A 16,143-nucleotide genomic window follows, 5' to 3' on the forward strand; every position below is an offset into this window, starting at 1 on the left:
TCGCAGCCCGTGATCGCAGTCCAAGGAGGGGTGCATGGCGCCGCCGAACGACCCGCAGTGGCCTGCTGACGACCACGATGGCACCGATCGCACCTACGAGATGCCCATCCAGCAGCCGCAGCAGCTGCCCGTGCTGCCCGCCGTGGTGCACGCCCAGCCGATGCGCATCGAGCCGTCCGGCGAGCAGCACCCGGCGACGGCCGTCACACCCGGTGGCGAGCAGCCGCCACCCCCGCAGCCACCCCGCAAGCGCAGGCGCGGACTGCTGATCGGGGCGCTCGTGCTGGTCGTCCTGCTGCTCGGCGGCACGGCGTACGCGGCGACGCTGCCCGCGGTGTCCAACCGCCTCGGCCTGCCCTGGGCCCCCAACGCGCCCAAGGGCGACCCGCCCGGACCGGTGCCGGTCAGCCGGGTGCTCGCGCCGCCGGGGCCGTCCGCGCCCAGCCCCACCGCCGACGGCGTGCGCTCGGCACTGGCCGGGGTCGCCGGCAGCAGCGCGCTGGGCACCCTCACCGGCGCGGTCATCGACCCGGCCACCGGGAAGGTGCTCTGGGAGCGCGACGGCGGCAAGCCGCTGACCCCGGCGTCCACCACCAAGGTCCTCACCGCGGCCGCCGCGCTGCTGGCGCTCGACCACACCAGCCAGCTGTCCACGAAGGTCGTCCAGGGCAGCGAGCCCGGCACGGTCGTGCTGGTCGCGGGCGGTGACGTCACGCTGACCTCGCTGCCCGACGGCAAGGAGTCGCTCTACCCGGGCGCCGCGCACCTGTCCGAGCTGGTCGCGCAGGTCAAGGCGGCAGGCGTCGACGTCGAGCGGGTACAGCTGGACACCAGCCTGTTCACCGGCGCCAAGACCGCACCCGGCTGGGCGCCCGAGGACGCGCCGTCGACGTACATGGCGCCCGTCGAGCCGGTGATGCTCGACGGCGGCCGCGGCAACCCGGCCGAGTTCAAGTCCCAGCGCCTGGCCAACCCCGCCGCCACGATGCTCGGCAAGCTCGCCGACGCCCTCGGCGCCAGAGCCGCCGGTCAGGGCAAGGCGCCGGAGGGGGCGAAGGTGCTCGGCGAGGTGAAGTCGGCACCGCTGACCGAGCTGGTCGACATCCTGCTGACACAGTCCGACAACCTGATCGCCGATGTTGTCGGCAGGCTGGTGGCGATCAAGGCCGGTGCCGAACCGTCGTTCGCCGGCGGCGCGAAGGCGACGCTGGAAGTGTTGCGGCAGAACCAGTTCGACGTCGGTGACGTGGAACTGTCCGACGGCAGCGGACTGTCCACTTTGAACAAGGTGCCGGCCAGGACGCTGGCGCAGGTGCTGTCGGTCGCGGCGGCACCCGACGGCAAGGACCCGCGCACGGCCAAGCTCCGCCCACTGCTCGGCGGCCTGCCGGTCGCGGCGGGCAGCGGCACACTGGCCGACCGGTACACCAGCGGCGCCTCCGCCGACGGCAAGGGCTGGGTGCGGGCCAAGACCGGCACGCTGTCCGGCGTCAACACGCTGGCCGGTGTCGTGCTGGACAAGGACGGCCACGTGCTGGTGTTCGCGCTGATGTCGGCAGGTTCGGAACTGAAGGCGGGCCAGGGCGCACTCGACGCCGTCGCGGCCAAGCTCAGGGGCTGTGGTTGCAGGTAGCGTCAGGGGTATGAACGCCGAGCTAGCCGAGAACCGCAAGGGGCTCATCGACTGGTCGCTGGCGGCCTCGACCGGGGCGTTTCTGGTGCGCAACGGGCCGTCGGTGCCGCGGCAGGAAGCCGAGGAGACGGTCACCGAGCTGCGTGAGCTGACCGTCGACGCCGAGCGGCACGTCCGCGAGCTGACCGGCCTCGGCACGGGATTGCCGCTGCTGCCCGGCGAGGTCGTCGACCGCCCGGGCTGGGTCCGCGCCGCCGCCGAGGGCCTGGAGGCGCTGACCGGCCAGGCCCTGCCGCGCGAGACCGGCGGGCCGTTCCAGCCGCTGCTGGCCACCGGCGCCGGCGTCCAGACCGGCCTGGTCCTCGCCGTGCTGGGCGGCCGGGTGCTCGGGCAGTACGACCCGTTCGGCGGAGACGGCGGACGGCTGCTGCTGGTGGCGCCGAACGTCGCCGCCGCACAGCAGGCCATGAACGTGCCGGGCACCGACTTCCGCATGTGGGTCTGCCTGCACGAATGCACCCACCGGCTGCAGTTCACCGCCGTCGGCTGGCTGCGCGACTACTTCGCCGACGAGGTCGGCAGGCTGATCGGCGGGATGGCCGAGGCCGACGGTCTTTCCGAGCTGCTGGGCAGGCTGCCGGAGACGATCAAGCAGGCCCGGCGCGGGACGCTCGGGCTCGCCGAGCTGATCCAGTCGCCCGCGCAGCGGGCCGTGTTCGACCGCCTGCTCGCGCTCTCCACCCTGCTGGAGGGGCACGCCGACTACGTGATGGACGCCGTCGGGCCTGCCGTCGTCCCGTCCGTGACGACGATCCGCAGCAGGTTCACCGAACGCCGCAAGGCAGGCGGGATGATCGACCGGGTGCTGCGCAGCCTGCTCGGCATCGACGCCAAGCTCCGCCAGTACGCCGAGGGCGCCGCGTTCACCAGGGCGGTCGTCGACCAGGTCGGCATGGACGGCTTCAACGCCGTGTGGACCTCGCCCAACACGCTGCCGACCAGGAACGAGATCGCCGACCCGCAGGCGTGGCTACGCCGCGTGCACCGGTGAGCGGTCCCGCTCCGGCCGTCGCCCTGGTCCGCCATGCGGTCCGGGAGTTCTTCGGGGCGCCGGGGCGGACGGCCCTGCTCAGCGGCGGGCAGCTCTGCGTCGCTGTGTCCGGCGGCGCCGATTCGCTCGCGCTGGCCGAGGCAGCCGCCCACGTCGGGCACCGGCTGGGCGTGCGGGTGCGCGCACTCGTCGTCGACCACCGGCTGCAGGACACCTCGGCCGAGGTCGCCGCGGCCGCCGCCGCGGCCGCCCGGAAACTCGGGGTGGACGACGCCACGGTGCTGCCGGTGACCGTCGACGGCCCCGGCGGGCCGGAGGCGGCCGCGCGCCGGGCCCGCTACGCGGCGTTGCGCGAAGCCGCGGGCCAGGCGCCGGTGCTGCTCGGGCACACCCGCGACGACCAGGCCGAGACGGTCCTGCTGGGGCTGGGCCGCGGCTCCGGGCCGAGGTCGGTGTCCGGGATGCGCCCGCTGGACCCGCCGTGGGTACGACCGCTGCTGGACGTGCCGCGGTCGATCACCCGCGAGGCCTGCGAGGCGCTGGGCGTGCGCCCGTGGGCGGACCCGCACAACGAGGACCCCCGGTTCACCAGGGTCCGGCTGCGGTCGGAGGTGCTGCCGCTGCTGGAGGACGTGCTGTCCGGCGGGGTCGCGGCGGCGCTGGCCCGTACGGCCGCGCAGCTGCGGGAGGACAGCGAGGCACTGGACCAGCTCGCCGACGAGCTGCTGCTGCCCGCCCGCAACGGCCCCACGCTGGACATCGAGCCGCTGCTGGGCGCCCCGGCCGCGCTGCGCAGGCGGGCACTGCGGCGATGGCTGCTGGACCTCGGCGCACGCGACCTCACCGACGCCCACCTGCGGGCGGTCGACGCGTTGATCTCCGCTTGGCGGGGCCAGGGGCCGGTCTGGCTACCCGGTCGGTTGGAGGCCAAACGGGCACATGGCAGGCTTGCCGTCGGCCCGCCTGGACCGAGTAAAGGGGAGTGACCGTGTACGAGGGCGACATCGCCTCCGTGCTCGTAACCGAGCAGCAGATCAACGACAAGATCGCCGAGCTTGCCGCACAGGTGGCGGCCGACTACCCGCGGGAGGGCACGGACCTGCTGCTCGTCGGCGTCCTCAAGGGTGCCGTCATGTTCATGACCGACTTCGCCCGCGCGCTGCCGGTGCCGACGCAGCTGGAGTTCATGGCCGTCTCCTCCTACGGGTCGGCGACCTCGTCGTCCGGGGTGGTGCGCATCCTGAAGGACCTCGACCGCGACATCGCCGGCCGCGAGGTGCTGATCGTCGAGGACATCGTCGACTCCGGGCTGACGCTGTCCTGGCTGCTGAAGAACCTGGCCAGCCGCAACCCGGCGTCGCTGGAGGTGTGCTCGCTGCTGCGCAAGCCGGAGGCGGTCAAGGTCGACGTCCCGGTCAAGTACGTGGGCTTCGACATCCCCAACGAGTTCGTCGTGGGCTACGGCCTGGACTATGCGGAGCGTTACCGCGACCTGCCCTACATCGGCACTCTGGACCCGAAGGTCTACACGACGTAACCGGCAGCATCGATACCGGCAACTTCGCCGGGCGGCGTTGCCATGACCACCAGAAATGCGGAACCCTTCTCGTCGGGAACGCGTCATAGGTGGCAGTCGGGTGCGTTAACCTATGCGAAGAGGATGGGTCGCACGCCACCGAACTGGGCGTGACGAACCTGGATGGGGACAGGAGACAGTCGAAATGGGGAACAACAGCTTGGCGGACGCCGCCGCGTTCCGTAATGCGGCAGCCACCGGCCAGGTGGGTCTCGACCCGGACGCCGCGCAGACCGTGCTGAAGAAGATCCGCACCGGTAAGGACGCCGTCGAGACGCTGCTGCGCAACGCGGGTGCTCTCGCCGAGCCGCCGAAGCTGGGCGCGAACCCGGTCGGCAACGCCATGGCGGCCAAGGTGTCCCAGCGTGCCGACGGCGGAGGCGACTCCTACGCTGCCGCGCTGCAGAACCTGTACACCCAGTACGACCAGGCGGAGCAGGGGATCATCCAGGCGATGGCCCACTACCAGAACTTCGAGCAGGACACCGCCGACTCGCTGAACCGGAACGCCTGAGGGGGACAGAGCAACCATGGCACCGAGAGAAGACGACGGCTACGGCCAGGGCGGCCAGGGCACGTCGAGTGTCCCGCTGGGGGACAACTCCGAGTCGGCCAGCATCGTGGAGAGCGCCAGGGGGCGTTCCGACGGCTTCGACGTCGGCTCCGACCGCGCGATCACCACGCTGCCCAACTGGGACGCCCAGGAGAGCGAGCAGCTCTACCACGGCGCGACCGTGAACAACGACCCCACGACCGCCGCTGCGACCAGCCAGGCCTGGGGCAACCACAGCCGCGACCTGAACCAGGCGGCCAACGACCTGTACAACGCCATTTCCGAGCTGGGCGCCGCCTGGGTCGGCAAGGGCGCCGGTGCCGCGCAGGGCACCCTGGTCGCCATCGCCAACTCCAGCTCGCAGGCGTCCGAGGCCGCGCAGGCGATGAGCACCCGCCTTCAGCAGCAGGCCGCTGCCGCTGAAGAGGTCAAGAAGATGCCCGCGCCGAAGACGTTCGACCCGGCGGCGCAGACCGCGGCCATGCTGGCGGGCGGTCCGGCGGCCATGGTCGCCGACATGAAGGCGCAGCACGACGCCGCCAACGCCGTCAAGGCGCAGCAGGTGGCGATGTTCAACGCCTACACGCAGGCCATGTCCGAGGTCGACAGCAGCACGCCGAGCTTCGGCCCCGCCTCGCTGGGCCTGAAGAGCTACAGCGGTTCGGGCCAGGGCAGCTACGGCATCGGCAACGTCGGTGCGGGCGCCGGCGGTCCCGGTGCGGTCGGCGTCAGCGGCGTCGGCGGCTCGATCAGCTCGGTCAACGCCGCCACCGCCGGCATCTCGGACAACACCACGCAGGCCGGTTACACCGGCGCCGGTCCCGCCGCGGGCGCGGCGAGCGGTGCCGGTGCCCCGGCCCCGCAGGCCCCGGCGCCCTCGATGGGTTCCAACAGCGCCGCGGCGCTCGGTGCCGCCGGGCTGGGCGGTGCCGTCGGCCTGGCCGGTGGCAAGGCGCTCGGCCAGGGCAACCGCTCCGGTGCCACCCGCCAGTCGTCCACGGACGCCGCCGCTCCGGCCGCGGCTCAGCCCGCCGCCGGTGCTGTTCCGCAGCAGGCGCCCGGCATGGTGTCGCCCGGCGGCACGATCGGTGGCGGCGCTCCGATGACGCCCGGCATGGGCGGCATGGGTATGGGCGGTGCCGCCGGTGCCCAGCAGCAGGAGGAAGAGGAGCACACGCACGCCTCCTTCCTCATCGAGCCCGACCCGGACGACGCCTTCGGTGCCAACGAGGCCACGCCTCCGCCGGTCATCGGCGCGTGGTCCGAAGACGAGGACCGCTAGTGACCCGAGCGGAGCTGCTTTCTCCGCTGGAGCTGGATTTTCTGTGGGAAGCCTTCGGGGCGGGTGAACTGCCCTACCCGCTGAAGGTCCGCTCACACGGCGCCACCATGGACGAGCGCGCCGCCCTGCGGGGCCAGACCTTCAACGGCCTGGCCCAGCGGGGCGTCGTGGACCACCGGGGGCGTCCCGTGCCGGACGTCGAGGACTGGCTGGGCGTGCTCGCGGCACCCGAGATGAGCCTGGACGCCGTGCACATCCCGAACCCAGGCCTCGATCCGCTGCTCGCGGTCGCGGCCAGCCTCGGCAGCCAGGGCCTGCTGGCCGTCCAGGACGGCAGGGGGCTGCACCTGCAGCCCGTCCCGAACGACGGCCTGGCCAGCGCGATCATCGGCCTGTTGCCCGCCGCGCCGCGTGGCGCGGAGAAGTCGATCACCGTTCCGCTGGAGCAGTTGCTGTCCGGCTCCGGTGTCGACTTCCTGCAGCGCCGCGACGGACGGACCGCGGACGAGGACCGCAAGGCACTGTCCCGGCTGCACGCCCAGCCGCGGCTGCGTGGCGGGCAGATCGGCGCCAACGCCCGCAGCCGGACCGGCGGCAAGTCCCGCCCGCCGGTGCTGAGCTGGTTCGACACCGAGTCCGGCCGCTACTTCACGCAGGCCACCAGGGGCCGCGACGGCAGCGACTGGATCACCATCGCGCCCGCCGACGCGGCGACCCTGCGGCACCGCCTCGGTGAGATGCTGTCGGGAGCCGCGAACGCCGCGGGTGCGGCACGGATTTAGTACGACGAGGAGTGATAGGTGGCTTCCGCGGAGTTCTTCACGCCGATGGCCTTCGACTTCCTCTGGGAGGCCATGCGACTCGGCGAGGTGCCGTACCCGCTGCGGGTGCGTTCCCACGGCGCCACCGAGGAGGAACGCGTCCACCTGCGGCAGCGGACGAACACCGAGCTCAAGGCCCGCGGCGTCCGGGACGAGTACGGCAGGCTGGAACCGCACATCGAGGACTGGCTGACCGTCCTCGGCAGGCCGACGCTGTCCGTCGACGCACTGCACATTCCCGACTTCCAGGCGCCGCCGGTGGCCGTGCTCGCCGCGACGGACGGCCGGACGGCGGTGGTGGCCGTGCAGGACAACGACGGCATCTGGGTGCGGCCGACGTACCCGGAGAGCCTGGTGTCCACGGTCGTCGACCTGCTGCCGCCGGGCAGCCGCGGCACCGAGGCCTCGATCGTCCTGCCGCTGCAGGACGCCATGCGCACGCAGCCGAAGCGGCACGCCGTCCCGTCGGCGCCCGCCGAGCCCGAGGGCGGCAGGGGCCGTCGTGCGGGTCGCGGCCGTTCAGCGCTGAGCGAACGCGCGGCGGACCCGAGGGAGGCCTACGCGGTCCTGGCGGGCCAGCCGAGGATCCGCGGTGGTCAGCTCGCGGTGAACAGCCGTAACTCCGTCGGCGGTAAGCAGCGTTCACCGGTCCTGGCCTGGTTCGACACGGCGACCGGCCGTTATCTGAGCCTGTCCCGGCCCGGCCGGGACGGCAGCGAGTGGGTCACCGTCGCGCCGGCCGACACGAAGACACTGCGCAGCAGGCTGGGCGAACTGGCCGCCTCCTTGAGCGCTGCGTGATCTCCGCCACCCGGGTGGCGGAACAAGGAGCCGGGGCCGGTCGTTGACCTGCGGGAGGCTCGCCCGGCATCGGGATTATGCTGGCGGGTACCCTGGTATGTCGTGCACCCTGTGCGCCGCTCGAGTGTCAAGATCATGACGGCGGAATTCACACCTACCGCCTGAACAGGGAGGGTCGAGGCCACCACGGCCGAGCCATATGGACCGAAAGCGCCTGCTCAAGAACCCGCTGCTGTGGATCGTCGCGGTGGTGTTGCTGTTCTTCGGCTTCCAGATGATCTTCGACAGCGATCGTGCGTACACCCTGACGCCGACCTCGCAGGCGATCGCGCAGATCAGCGCGGGCAACGTCAAGGAAGCCAACCTCGAGGACAAAGAGCAACAGCTCAAGCTCACCCTCAACAACAAGATCGAGGTCGACGGCAAGCAGGTCGACCAGATCCGCACCCAGTGGCCGGCCGGCGCCGGTGAGCGGATCTACGACTCCCTGCTGAACGCCAAGACCAACGGTCAGCCGGTCAAGTTCACCACCACGGTCAGCCAGGACAGCTTCCTGACCCAGCTGTTGATCTACATGATCCCGCTGGCGCTGCTGTTGCTGCTGCTGATGTGGATGATGAACAACGCCCAGGGCGGCGGTAACCGGGTGCTCAACTTCGGCAAGTCCAAGGCCAAGCAGCTGAACAAGGACATGCCGAAGACCACGTTCAACGACGTCGCCGGTGCCGACGAGGCCGTCGAAGAGCTGTACGAGATCAAGGATTTCCTGCAGAACCCGGCGCGTTACCAGGCGCTCGGCGCGAAGATCCCGAAGGGCGTGCTGCTCTACGGGCCGCCCGGTACCGGTAAGACGCTGCTGGCCAGGGCCGTCGCCGGTGAGGCGGGCGTGCCGTTCTACACGATCTCCGGTTCCGACTTCGTCGAGATGTTCGTCGGTGTCGGTGCCTCCCGGGTGCGGGACCTGTTCGAGCAGGCCAAGCAGAACGCGCCGTGCATCATCTTCGTCGACGAGATCGACGCCGTCGGCCGTCAGCGTGGTGCCGGTCTCGGTGGCGGTCACGACGAGCGTGAGCAGACGCTGAACCAGCTGCTGGTCGAGATGGACGGTTTCGACGCGCGGGGCGGCATCATCCTCATCGCCGCGACGAACCGTCCGGACATCCTCGACCCGGCGCTGCTGCGTCCCGGCCGGTTCGACCGGCAGATCCCGGTGTCCGCGCCGGATCTGCGTGGCCGCAAGGCCATCCTCGGCGTGCACTCGAAGGGCAAGCCGCTGGCGCAGGGCGTCGACCTGGAGGCGCTGGCCAAGCGCACCGTCGGCATGTCGGGTGCGGACCTGGCCAACGTCATCAACGAGGCGGCGCTGCTCACCGCGCGCACGAACGGTCACGTCATCACCGACGCGGCGCTCGAGGAGTCCGTCGACCGCGTCGTCGGCGGGCCCGCGCGCAAGAGCCGGATCATCTCCGAGAAGGAAAAGAAGATCACCGCCTACCACGAGGGCGGGCACGCGCTGGCCGCGTGGGCGATGCCGGACATCGAGCCGGTGTACAAGCTCACGATCCTGCCGCGGGGCCGTACCGGTGGGCACGCGCTGCTCGTCCCCGAGGACGACAAGGAGCTGATGACCCGCTCCGAGATGATCGGCCGCCTGGTGTTCTGCATGGGCGGGCGGACCGCCGAGGAACTGGTCTTCCACGAGCCGACCACCGGTGCGTCGGCGGACATCGAGCAGGCCACCAAGATCGCCCGCGCGATGGTCACCGAGTACGGCATGAGTGCCCGGCTGGGTGCGGTGAAGTACGGCCAGGAGCAGGGCGACCCGTTCCTCGGCCGCTCGGCTGGCCGGCAGGCCGACTACTCGCTCGAGGTCGCGCACGAGATCGACGAAGAGGTCCGCAAGCTCATCGAGACCGCCCACACCGAGGCGTGGGAGGTGCTCAACACCTACCGGGACGTGCTCGACAACCTGGTGGTGGAGCTGCTGGAGAAGGAGACGCTGCAGCGCAAGGACCTGGAGCGGATCTTCGCCTCGGTCGAGAAGCGGCCGCACATCACGGTGTTCAACGAGTTCGGCGACCGGATCCCGTCCGACAAGCCGCCGATCAAGACCCCGGGTGAGCTGGCCATCGAGCGTGGCGAGCCGTGGCCCCCGCCGGAGCCGGAGAAGCCGGCCGAGCGTCCCGTGCCGCAGCCCGCGCCGACCCCGGTCGGTACCGCGCCCGGCGCCGGTGACCTGCCCGGTGGTCCGCCGCACACCAACCCGGAGCCCCCGGCCAACCCGTACGCGCCGCCGCCCGCCGGCGGTTACCCGAACGGCCGCCCCGGTGGGTCCAACGGCACCGGCTACTGGCCGCAGACCGGTGGCCCGCAGCAGGGGCCGCAGTACAACCCGCCGCCGAGCGCGGGTCCGCCGAACTACGGTGCGCCCCCCGGGTGGACCCCGGCGACCGCGCCGGGTGGCCGTCCGGCCGCGCCGCAGGGCGCCGGTCCCTCGGGGCCGGAGCACGGCTGGTTCGATCAGGGACAGCCCTCGCGCCCGCAGCCTGAGCAGCGGCGTGACCAGGACGGTCCGACCGAGCAGGACGGCGGCCATCGCCAGTAGCACGGCTCGCTACGGTGAGCCGGTGTTCGATCAGGACAGGGCTGAGAAAGCAGTTCGTGAACTGTTGCTGGCCTGCGGCGAGGACCCCGACCGGGACGGCCTGCAGGAGACTCCGGCGCGGGTGGCGCGGGCCTACCGGGAGATGTTCGCGGGGCTCTACGACGACCCGGACCACGTGCTGGACCGGACGTTCGACGAGAGCCACGAGGAGTTGGTGCTGGTCACCGACATCCCGATGTATTCGACCTGTGAGCATCATCTGGTGCCGTTCCACGGGGTGGCGCATGTCGGGTACATCCCGAACGCGCACGGCAAGGTGACCGGGCTGTCCAAGCTGGCCCGGCTCGTCGACCTGTACGCCAAGCGGCCGCAGGTACAGGAGCGGCTGACGTCGCAGATCGCGGACGCCCTGGACCGCAAGCTCAGCCCGCGCGGCGTGATCGTCGTGGTCGAGGCCGAGCACCTGTGCATGGCGATGCGCGGCATCCGCAAGCCGGGCGCGCGCACCACGACGTCGGCGGTGCGCGGGCTGCTGAAGACGTCGGCGTCGTCCCGGGCCGAGGCGCTGGACCTGATCAAGGGCCGGCGATGACCGCCCTGCTGGCCGGGCTCGGCCGGTGCGCGGTGATGGGGGTCCTCAACGTCACGCCCGACTCGTTCTCCGACGGCGGCCGCTACTTCGACGTCGACGACGCGCTGACGCACGCCCGCGAGATGTGGGCACGTGGTGCCGACGTCATCGACGTCGGCGGCGAGTCGACCCGGCCGGGCGCGTCGCGGGTGGACGCGGAAACCGAGATCGGCCGGGTGCTGCCGGTGATCCGCGAGCTGGCCGCCGAGGGCATCCTGCTGTCCGTCGACACGACCCGCGCGGAGGTTGCCGCGGCGGCCGTCGAGGCGGGCGCGCGGGTGATCAACGACGTGTCCGGTGGCCTCGCCGATCCGGAGATGGCGAAGGTCGCCGCCAGCACCGGCGCGCCGTGGATCCTGATGCACTGGCGTGGGCACAGCAAGGACATGAACGCGCTGGCCACCTACACAGACGTCGTCGGCGAGGTGCGGGCCGAACTCTCCGAGCGGGTGGACGCGGCGCTGGCCGCCGGCGTCGCCGCCGACGCGATCGTGCTGGACCCGGGACTGGGCTTCGCCAAGCACGCCGAGCACGACTGGGCACTGCTGCACGGGCTGGACGAGATCCTCTCGCTCGGCTTCCCGGTGCTGGTGGGGGCGTCCCGCAAACGTTTCCTCGGCAGGCTGCTGGCCGACGCGACCGGCGAACCGCGCCCGCCCGACGGCCGGGAGGACGCGACCGCGGCGATCACGACGCTCGCCGCGGCGGCGGGCGCGTGGGGGGTGCGGGTGCACGAGGTCGGTGCCTCACTGGACGCGGTGGCCGTCGTGGCGGCGTGGAGGAACGGATGACCGACCGGATCACGCTGACCGGCCTGCGGGTGTTCGGCAGGCACGGGGTGTTCGAGCACGAGAAGCGGGACGGGCAGGAGTTCGTCGTCGACCTCACGGTGTGGATCGACCTGGCCGGCGCGGCGGCGTCGGACCGGCTCGAGGACACCGTGCACTACGGCGAGCTGGCGCAGCTGGCGGCCGACGTCGTCGGCGGGGAGCCGTTCGACCTGATCGAGAGCGTCGCCGGGCGGATCGCCGACCAGGTGATGGCCGACGAGCGGCTGCACGCGGCCGAGGTCACCGTGCACAAGCCGAACGCGCCGATCCCACTGACGTTCGCCGACGTCGCGGTGACCGTCCGCCGGTCGCGGCGGGCGGCGGGCGGACCGGGGCGGGGACGTCCGCGTGAGTAGGGCGGTCCTGTCGCTGGGATCCAACCTCGGCGACCGGCTGGCGTACCTGCGTTCGGTGGTGGACGGTCTCGGCGACGCGGTGGTGGCCGTGTCCGGCGTGTACGAGACCGAGCCGTGGGGCGTGACCGACCAGCCGGACTTCCTCAACGCGGTGTGCGTCGTCGACGACGCCGGACGGGACCACTGGGCGTGGCTGCGGGCCGGGCAGGAGCTGGAGCGGGCGGCCGGCCGGGTGCGGGAGCGCCGCTGGGGGCCGCGGACACTGGACGTCGATGTGGTGACGGTCGACGACGTCCGCTCCGACGACCCGGAACTGCTGCTGCCCCACCCCGGTACGCCGGAGCGGGCCAGCGTGCTGATCCCGTGGCTGGAGATCGAGCCGGACGCCACCCTGCCCGGCCACGGCCCGGTGGCGGCGCTCCTGTCGGCCCTGCCCGAGTCCGAGCGCGCGACCGTCCGCCCCCGCCCCGGCCTGAGTCTCCGGCAAAGCACGTGACGACTTTGCCGTGAAGGGGGCCCTCACGGCATCAGACGCCGGGGTCCCGGCAAAGTCCGGGCGGTCGGGCGTCCGGCGGTGCTACCAAGGGCACTTTGGTTGCGTGTTGCGCTACCAAGGTGCCGTTCGTAGCGGTGGCGTCGGCCACCAGGCAGCCGACTATGCCGTGAAGGCCACCTTCACGGCATCAGACGCCGTGAAGGCCACCTTCACGGCATCCACGCCACCACACCAGCCCCACCAGTCACACCCGTCAAGCAGCAAGGGAGCTTTACTACCTTCTTCGTTAGTAAAGCTCCCTCGCTCACGCCCCACGCCCGACGGTGCCGGGCCCTGGCCTGAGTCTCCGGCAAAGCACGTGAAGGCCACCTTCATTACGTGTGACGTGGTGATGGTGGCCTTCACGTGCCCTGAGCCGTTCAGGGCGTCACGCGGACGGCCGCCATCAGCCACTGGACGTCGGGCTGGCGGCTCTCGATCGGCGGCCAGCCGTTGATGACCGCCAGCAGCTGCCAGTAGCGCTCCGCCCGCGGGTCGCCGCCCTGGCCGAACCGCTCCGCGTACGCCGCGCGGAACTCCGGATCGCGCACGTCCTGCCCCTCCGGAGCACCGGCGGCCAGCATCTCCTCGACCAGCTCCTGGGCCTCCGGCGCCGACGGGTCGACGCCGGACGTCCGCATCCGGGCGGCCCGCTCGAACCAGTCCATCCAGTCGGGACCGGGGCTGATCTTCTCGCCGGCGTCGAGCATGTCCGACTGCTGCTGGCTCAGGCCGCGGATCAGCCGCCGGAAGTCCGGGTCCTGCACCATCTCGGCGAACTCGATCCACGCCTCCAGCTGCTCCGGCGTCGGGTCGTCGGGCAGTTCGGGCTTGCCCGAGCGCATGTGTGCTTCGAAGTCCGCGTCGATGTTGAGTCCCTCGGTCATCTCGTCCCAGAACTCGTCGATCAGCCGCTTGCGCTCGTCGTCGGACATCGAGGCGAGCTTGTTCATCAGTTTCACTTCCTCCAGTTCGGATCCCCTTTTCACGACCGCTCGCAGCACCGCCCGGCGCAGCCGCAGCTTGCGGATCTGCTCGTCGAGCGCCTCGACGTGCTGTGTCGCCAGCTCGCCGAGGCTCGCCTCGCTGGTCAGCGCCCGTTCGACGTCCGGAAGCCCGAGTCCGAGTTCCCGCAAGGTCTTGACCAGCTCGAGCCTGGCCATGGCGTGCGTGTCGTACAGTCGGTATCCGGCGTGTGTGCGGTCGGTGGGCGGCAGCAACCCCTCATCGGAGTAGAACCGGATGGTCTTGACCGGCAGCCCGGTCCTCCTGGCCAGTTCGCCGATGGTGAAGACGCCCACGGAATCCATGCTCAACCCTCCAGTCGCTGGAGAGTCAAGCCTGGCACAAACCTGGTCAGTACGGTGGTGAGGTGCATTTCACCCGCCCCCGGGACCTGCTCGTCGCCGGACTGGTCGCACTGGCCCTCGTCTACCTGCTCTTTCAGTTCGCCTACGACTCGATCCCGCGCCTGCCGACGTTCGCCGGCGTGACGTTGCTGGTCCTGGCGGTCGTCGAGGCCGTGCTGGCCTACGTGCTGCGCAGCCGGATCCGCTCGGGGCGGGTGATCCAGCCGGTCGCCGTGGCGAGAGCGGTCGCGCTGGCGAAGGCGTCGTCGATCCTCGGGGCACTCATGGTGGGTGCGTGGCTCGCCGCTTTCGCGTACGTTGTACCGCGCGGAGCCGAGTTGACCGCGGCCGCGGAGGACCTGCCGAGTTCCATCGTCGGCGTTCTGTGCGGGGCGGCGTTGATCGCGGCGGCCATGTGGCTCGAGTACTGCTGCCGCACACCGAGTGATGGTGATCAGGATCGCCCACCCGGAGCGACCGGTTAACGCGCGGAATCCACCGCTCGAAGTACCGAGTAGGTCACGGTCGGGTTACTAGAAGGTACGGTGTTGGGCATGACAGGCGTGGGTGACGACTCGCGCGGCCGCCCCTGGGGTAAGCCGTGGCTCGTTGTCGGCTTCGTCCTCGCCGTCGGCGCCACCGTCGCCCTGGTCATCAGTGAGGACATGCGGTGGCTGCGGCTCGGTATCGTCGCCGCGCTCTGGGCGGCGTTGATCGGAGCCTTCGTGGCGGCGAAGTACCGCCGTCAGGTCACGGCCACCGAGGACGAGGTGGCGCAGGCGCAGGCCGTCTACGAGCTGGAGCTGGAACGGGAGATCGCCGCCCGGCGCGAGTTCGAGCTGGAGATCGAGGCGGAGACCAGGGACCGCGTCGAGGCCAGCTCCCGCGAAGAACTGGAAGCCCTCCGCTCGGAGGTCATCGCGCTGCGGGAGAGCCTGCAGACGTTGTTCGGCGGCGAGGTGCTCTTCGAGCAGGTCGCCCTGACCGCGCAGGCGACCCGGATGCGGTCGCTGAACGAGAACCAGCAGCAACGGCTCGTCCAGGCGGGCGGCGATGTCAGCCCCCGGCGCCCGCAGATCGCCGCCGCGCCGAAGAAGCAGGAACGGGTCATCGACGTCGAGCCGAAGACCGACATCTCCGGTTCGCTGAACCCGCCGACCGAGCAGAACGCGCCGGTCCCGCCGCGCCGCCCCGAGCGCGAGGAGGCCACCCGCCGCGTCCCGCCCGCACGGGTCAAGCGGCCGGAGGAGCCACGCAGGCCACCGCAGCGGCCTGCCGACCCGCCGACCCGCGACATCGCCGCCGTCCTCGACGGTCCGGTCCGTCCGCAGCAGCCCCCACGTACTCCCCAGCCGGTCGTCAAACCGGCTGCCGAGCGCCGTCCGCGCCCACCCGTCGAACGGGTACGCCAGCAGCGGCCGCCGGAGCCGAAGCCGGCTCCCAAGCCCGCTGAGCCGGTCGAGGAGCTGCCGCCGCTGCCACAGCCGAAGGCGACGCCGAAACCGCAGCCCAAGCCGGAACCGGCACCTGAGCCCGTGCTCGCCGACCTCCAACTCGGCGACTGGTCGCCGTCCTGGGAGAACGGCCGGTCCAACGGCACCAACGGTTCCAACGGCCGCCCGGCCCGCCGCGCCGAGCCGGAGCCCGAGGCACCACGGCGCAATCCGACGCTGCCGGTCGAGATCCGTGATGTCCCCGCGTCGGGTGGCCGCAGGCGGCGCGCGGAGGCCGCCGACCCGGCACCGAGCCAGCCGGCGAACGGCACGCCGAAGCCGCCCCAGCCCCAGCCGGAGCCCGCGTCCGGTGGCCGCAGGCGCAGGCCGGACGGCGAACCGCCGTCGTGGGAACGCAAGGCCGACAGCGGCTCCCGGCACGCCTCGGGCAGTCACGCCAAGCCGGATGCCGGCGACAGCCGCGTCAGCGGTTCGCATGCCCGGCCGGACGCCGAGCCACGCCGCCGCCGGGCCGAGGAACCCGAGCCGCCCGCCCGCGACGGCTCGCACGCGGCCGGTCGCTCGGTGACCGAGCTGCTCGCCGCGCACGGCGCGACCGGCGCCACCCCACGCAGGCGGCGCCGCGCCGACTGACGGTCGCCTTCTCTAAGGTGTCCGACCGTGACC

Annotated in this window: 16 protein-coding genes; 15 read left to right on the forward strand and 1 reads right to left on the reverse strand. The window is 71.8% G+C overall.

All coding sequences use genetic code 11. The features are described from left to right. Nucleotides 1-34: 34 nt before the first annotated feature. From dacB to folK, 13 genes are all read left to right on the forward strand, one after another. Nucleotides 35-1,633 carry a D-alanyl-D-alanine carboxypeptidase/D-alanyl-D-alanine endopeptidase gene (dacB, locus tag EWH70_RS21950; protein WP_130477365.1) on the forward strand — a complete coding sequence of 533 codons (1,599 nt, stop codon included), beginning with the start codon at nucleotides 35-37 and terminating at the stop codon, nucleotides 1,631-1,633. A gap of 10 nt (nucleotides 1,634-1,643) precedes the next feature. Continuing rightward, nucleotides 1,644-2,684, forward strand: coding sequence for a zinc-dependent metalloprotease (locus tag EWH70_RS21955; RefSeq protein WP_130477366.1), 1,041 nt, complete (start codon nucleotides 1,644-1,646; stop codon nucleotides 2,682-2,684). Then, nucleotides 2,681-3,670: a tRNA lysidine(34) synthetase TilS gene (tilS, locus tag EWH70_RS21960; RefSeq protein ID WP_130477367.1), complete on the forward strand. Its 990-nt coding sequence runs from the start codon at nucleotides 2,681-2,683 to the stop codon at nucleotides 3,668-3,670. Before EWH70_RS21955 ends, tilS begins: the two co-directional genes overlap by 4 nt. Before the next feature lie 2 nt (nucleotides 3,671-3,672). Then, entirely contained in the window at nucleotides 3,673-4,221 is a 549-nt protein-coding gene (hpt, locus tag EWH70_RS21965) for a hypoxanthine phosphoribosyltransferase (protein ID WP_130477368.1), read from the forward strand. Nucleotides 4,222-4,405: 184 nt separating this feature from the next. Continuing rightward, a complete protein-coding gene (locus tag EWH70_RS21970; protein WP_130477369.1) occupies nucleotides 4,406-4,774 on the forward strand; it encodes a hypothetical protein in 369 nt (122 codons plus the stop codon). 16 nt (nucleotides 4,775-4,790) lie between these two features. Next, entirely contained in the window at nucleotides 4,791-6,095 is a 1,305-nt protein-coding gene (locus tag EWH70_RS21975) for a WXG100 family type VII secretion target (RefSeq protein ID WP_130477370.1), read from the forward strand. Beyond that, the gene (locus EWH70_RS21980) at nucleotides 6,095-6,877 is read left to right on the forward strand and encodes an ESX secretion-associated protein EspG (RefSeq protein WP_130477371.1); all 783 of its coding nucleotides are present in this window, start codon (nucleotides 6,095-6,097) and stop codon (nucleotides 6,875-6,877) included. The genes EWH70_RS21975 and EWH70_RS21980 overlap by 1 nt, the downstream gene beginning before the upstream one ends. 45 nt (nucleotides 6,878-6,922) lie before the next feature. Continuing rightward, nucleotides 6,923-7,717, forward strand: coding sequence for an ESX secretion-associated protein EspG (locus EWH70_RS21985; RefSeq protein WP_130477596.1), 795 nt, complete (start codon nucleotides 6,923-6,925; stop codon nucleotides 7,715-7,717). A gap of 199 nt (nucleotides 7,718-7,916) precedes the next feature. After that, entirely contained in the window at nucleotides 7,917-10,322 is a 2,406-nt protein-coding gene (gene ftsH / locus EWH70_RS21990) for an ATP-dependent zinc metalloprotease FtsH (RefSeq protein ID WP_130477372.1), read from the forward strand. Then, nucleotides 10,312-10,914 carry a GTP cyclohydrolase I FolE gene (folE, locus tag EWH70_RS21995; protein WP_130477597.1) on the forward strand — a complete coding sequence of 201 codons (603 nt, stop codon included), beginning with the start codon at nucleotides 10,312-10,314 and terminating at the stop codon, nucleotides 10,912-10,914. Before ftsH ends, folE begins: the two co-directional genes overlap by 11 nt. Continuing rightward, nucleotides 10,911-11,744, forward strand: a complete 834-nt coding sequence (folP, locus tag EWH70_RS22000; RefSeq protein ID WP_130477373.1) for a dihydropteroate synthase — start codon at nucleotides 10,911-10,913, stop codon at nucleotides 11,742-11,744. Before folE ends, folP begins: the two co-directional genes overlap by 4 nt. Further along, nucleotides 11,741-12,139, forward strand: coding sequence for a dihydroneopterin aldolase (gene folB, locus EWH70_RS22005; RefSeq protein WP_130477374.1), 399 nt, complete (start codon nucleotides 11,741-11,743; stop codon nucleotides 12,137-12,139). Before folP ends, folB begins: the two co-directional genes overlap by 4 nt. Further along, on the forward strand, nucleotides 12,132-12,635 hold the full coding sequence (gene folK, locus EWH70_RS22010; RefSeq protein WP_130477375.1) for a 2-amino-4-hydroxy-6-hydroxymethyldihydropteridine diphosphokinase: 504 nt from the start codon (nucleotides 12,132-12,134) through the stop codon (nucleotides 12,633-12,635). The genes folB and folK overlap by 8 nt, the downstream gene beginning before the upstream one ends. A gap of 419 nt (nucleotides 12,636-13,054) precedes the next feature. Here the strand turns inward: folK and EWH70_RS22015 are convergent, their stop codons facing one another. Continuing rightward, nucleotides 13,055-13,984 (reverse strand): MerR family transcriptional regulator, encoded by a 930-nt coding sequence (locus tag EWH70_RS22015; protein WP_130477376.1) that lies wholly within the window; start codon nucleotides 13,982-13,984, stop codon nucleotides 13,055-13,057. A gap of 62 nt (nucleotides 13,985-14,046) precedes the next feature. Between EWH70_RS22015 and EWH70_RS22020 the strand changes: the two genes are divergently transcribed. Further along, entirely contained in the window at nucleotides 14,047-14,508 is a 462-nt protein-coding gene (locus tag EWH70_RS22020; protein WP_130477377.1) for a DUF3180 domain-containing protein, read from the forward strand. 69 nt (nucleotides 14,509-14,577) lie between these two features. After that, the gene (locus tag EWH70_RS22025; protein WP_130477378.1) at nucleotides 14,578-16,110 is read left to right on the forward strand and encodes a DUF6779 domain-containing protein; all 1,533 of its coding nucleotides are present in this window, start codon (nucleotides 14,578-14,580) and stop codon (nucleotides 16,108-16,110) included. Nucleotides 16,111-16,143: the final 33 nt, after the last annotated feature.

The sequence above is a fragment of the Amycolatopsis suaedae genome, from assembly GCF_004214935.1.
GTDB classification, from domain to species: Bacteria; Actinomycetota; Actinomycetes; order Mycobacteriales; family Pseudonocardiaceae; genus Amycolatopsis; species Amycolatopsis suaedae.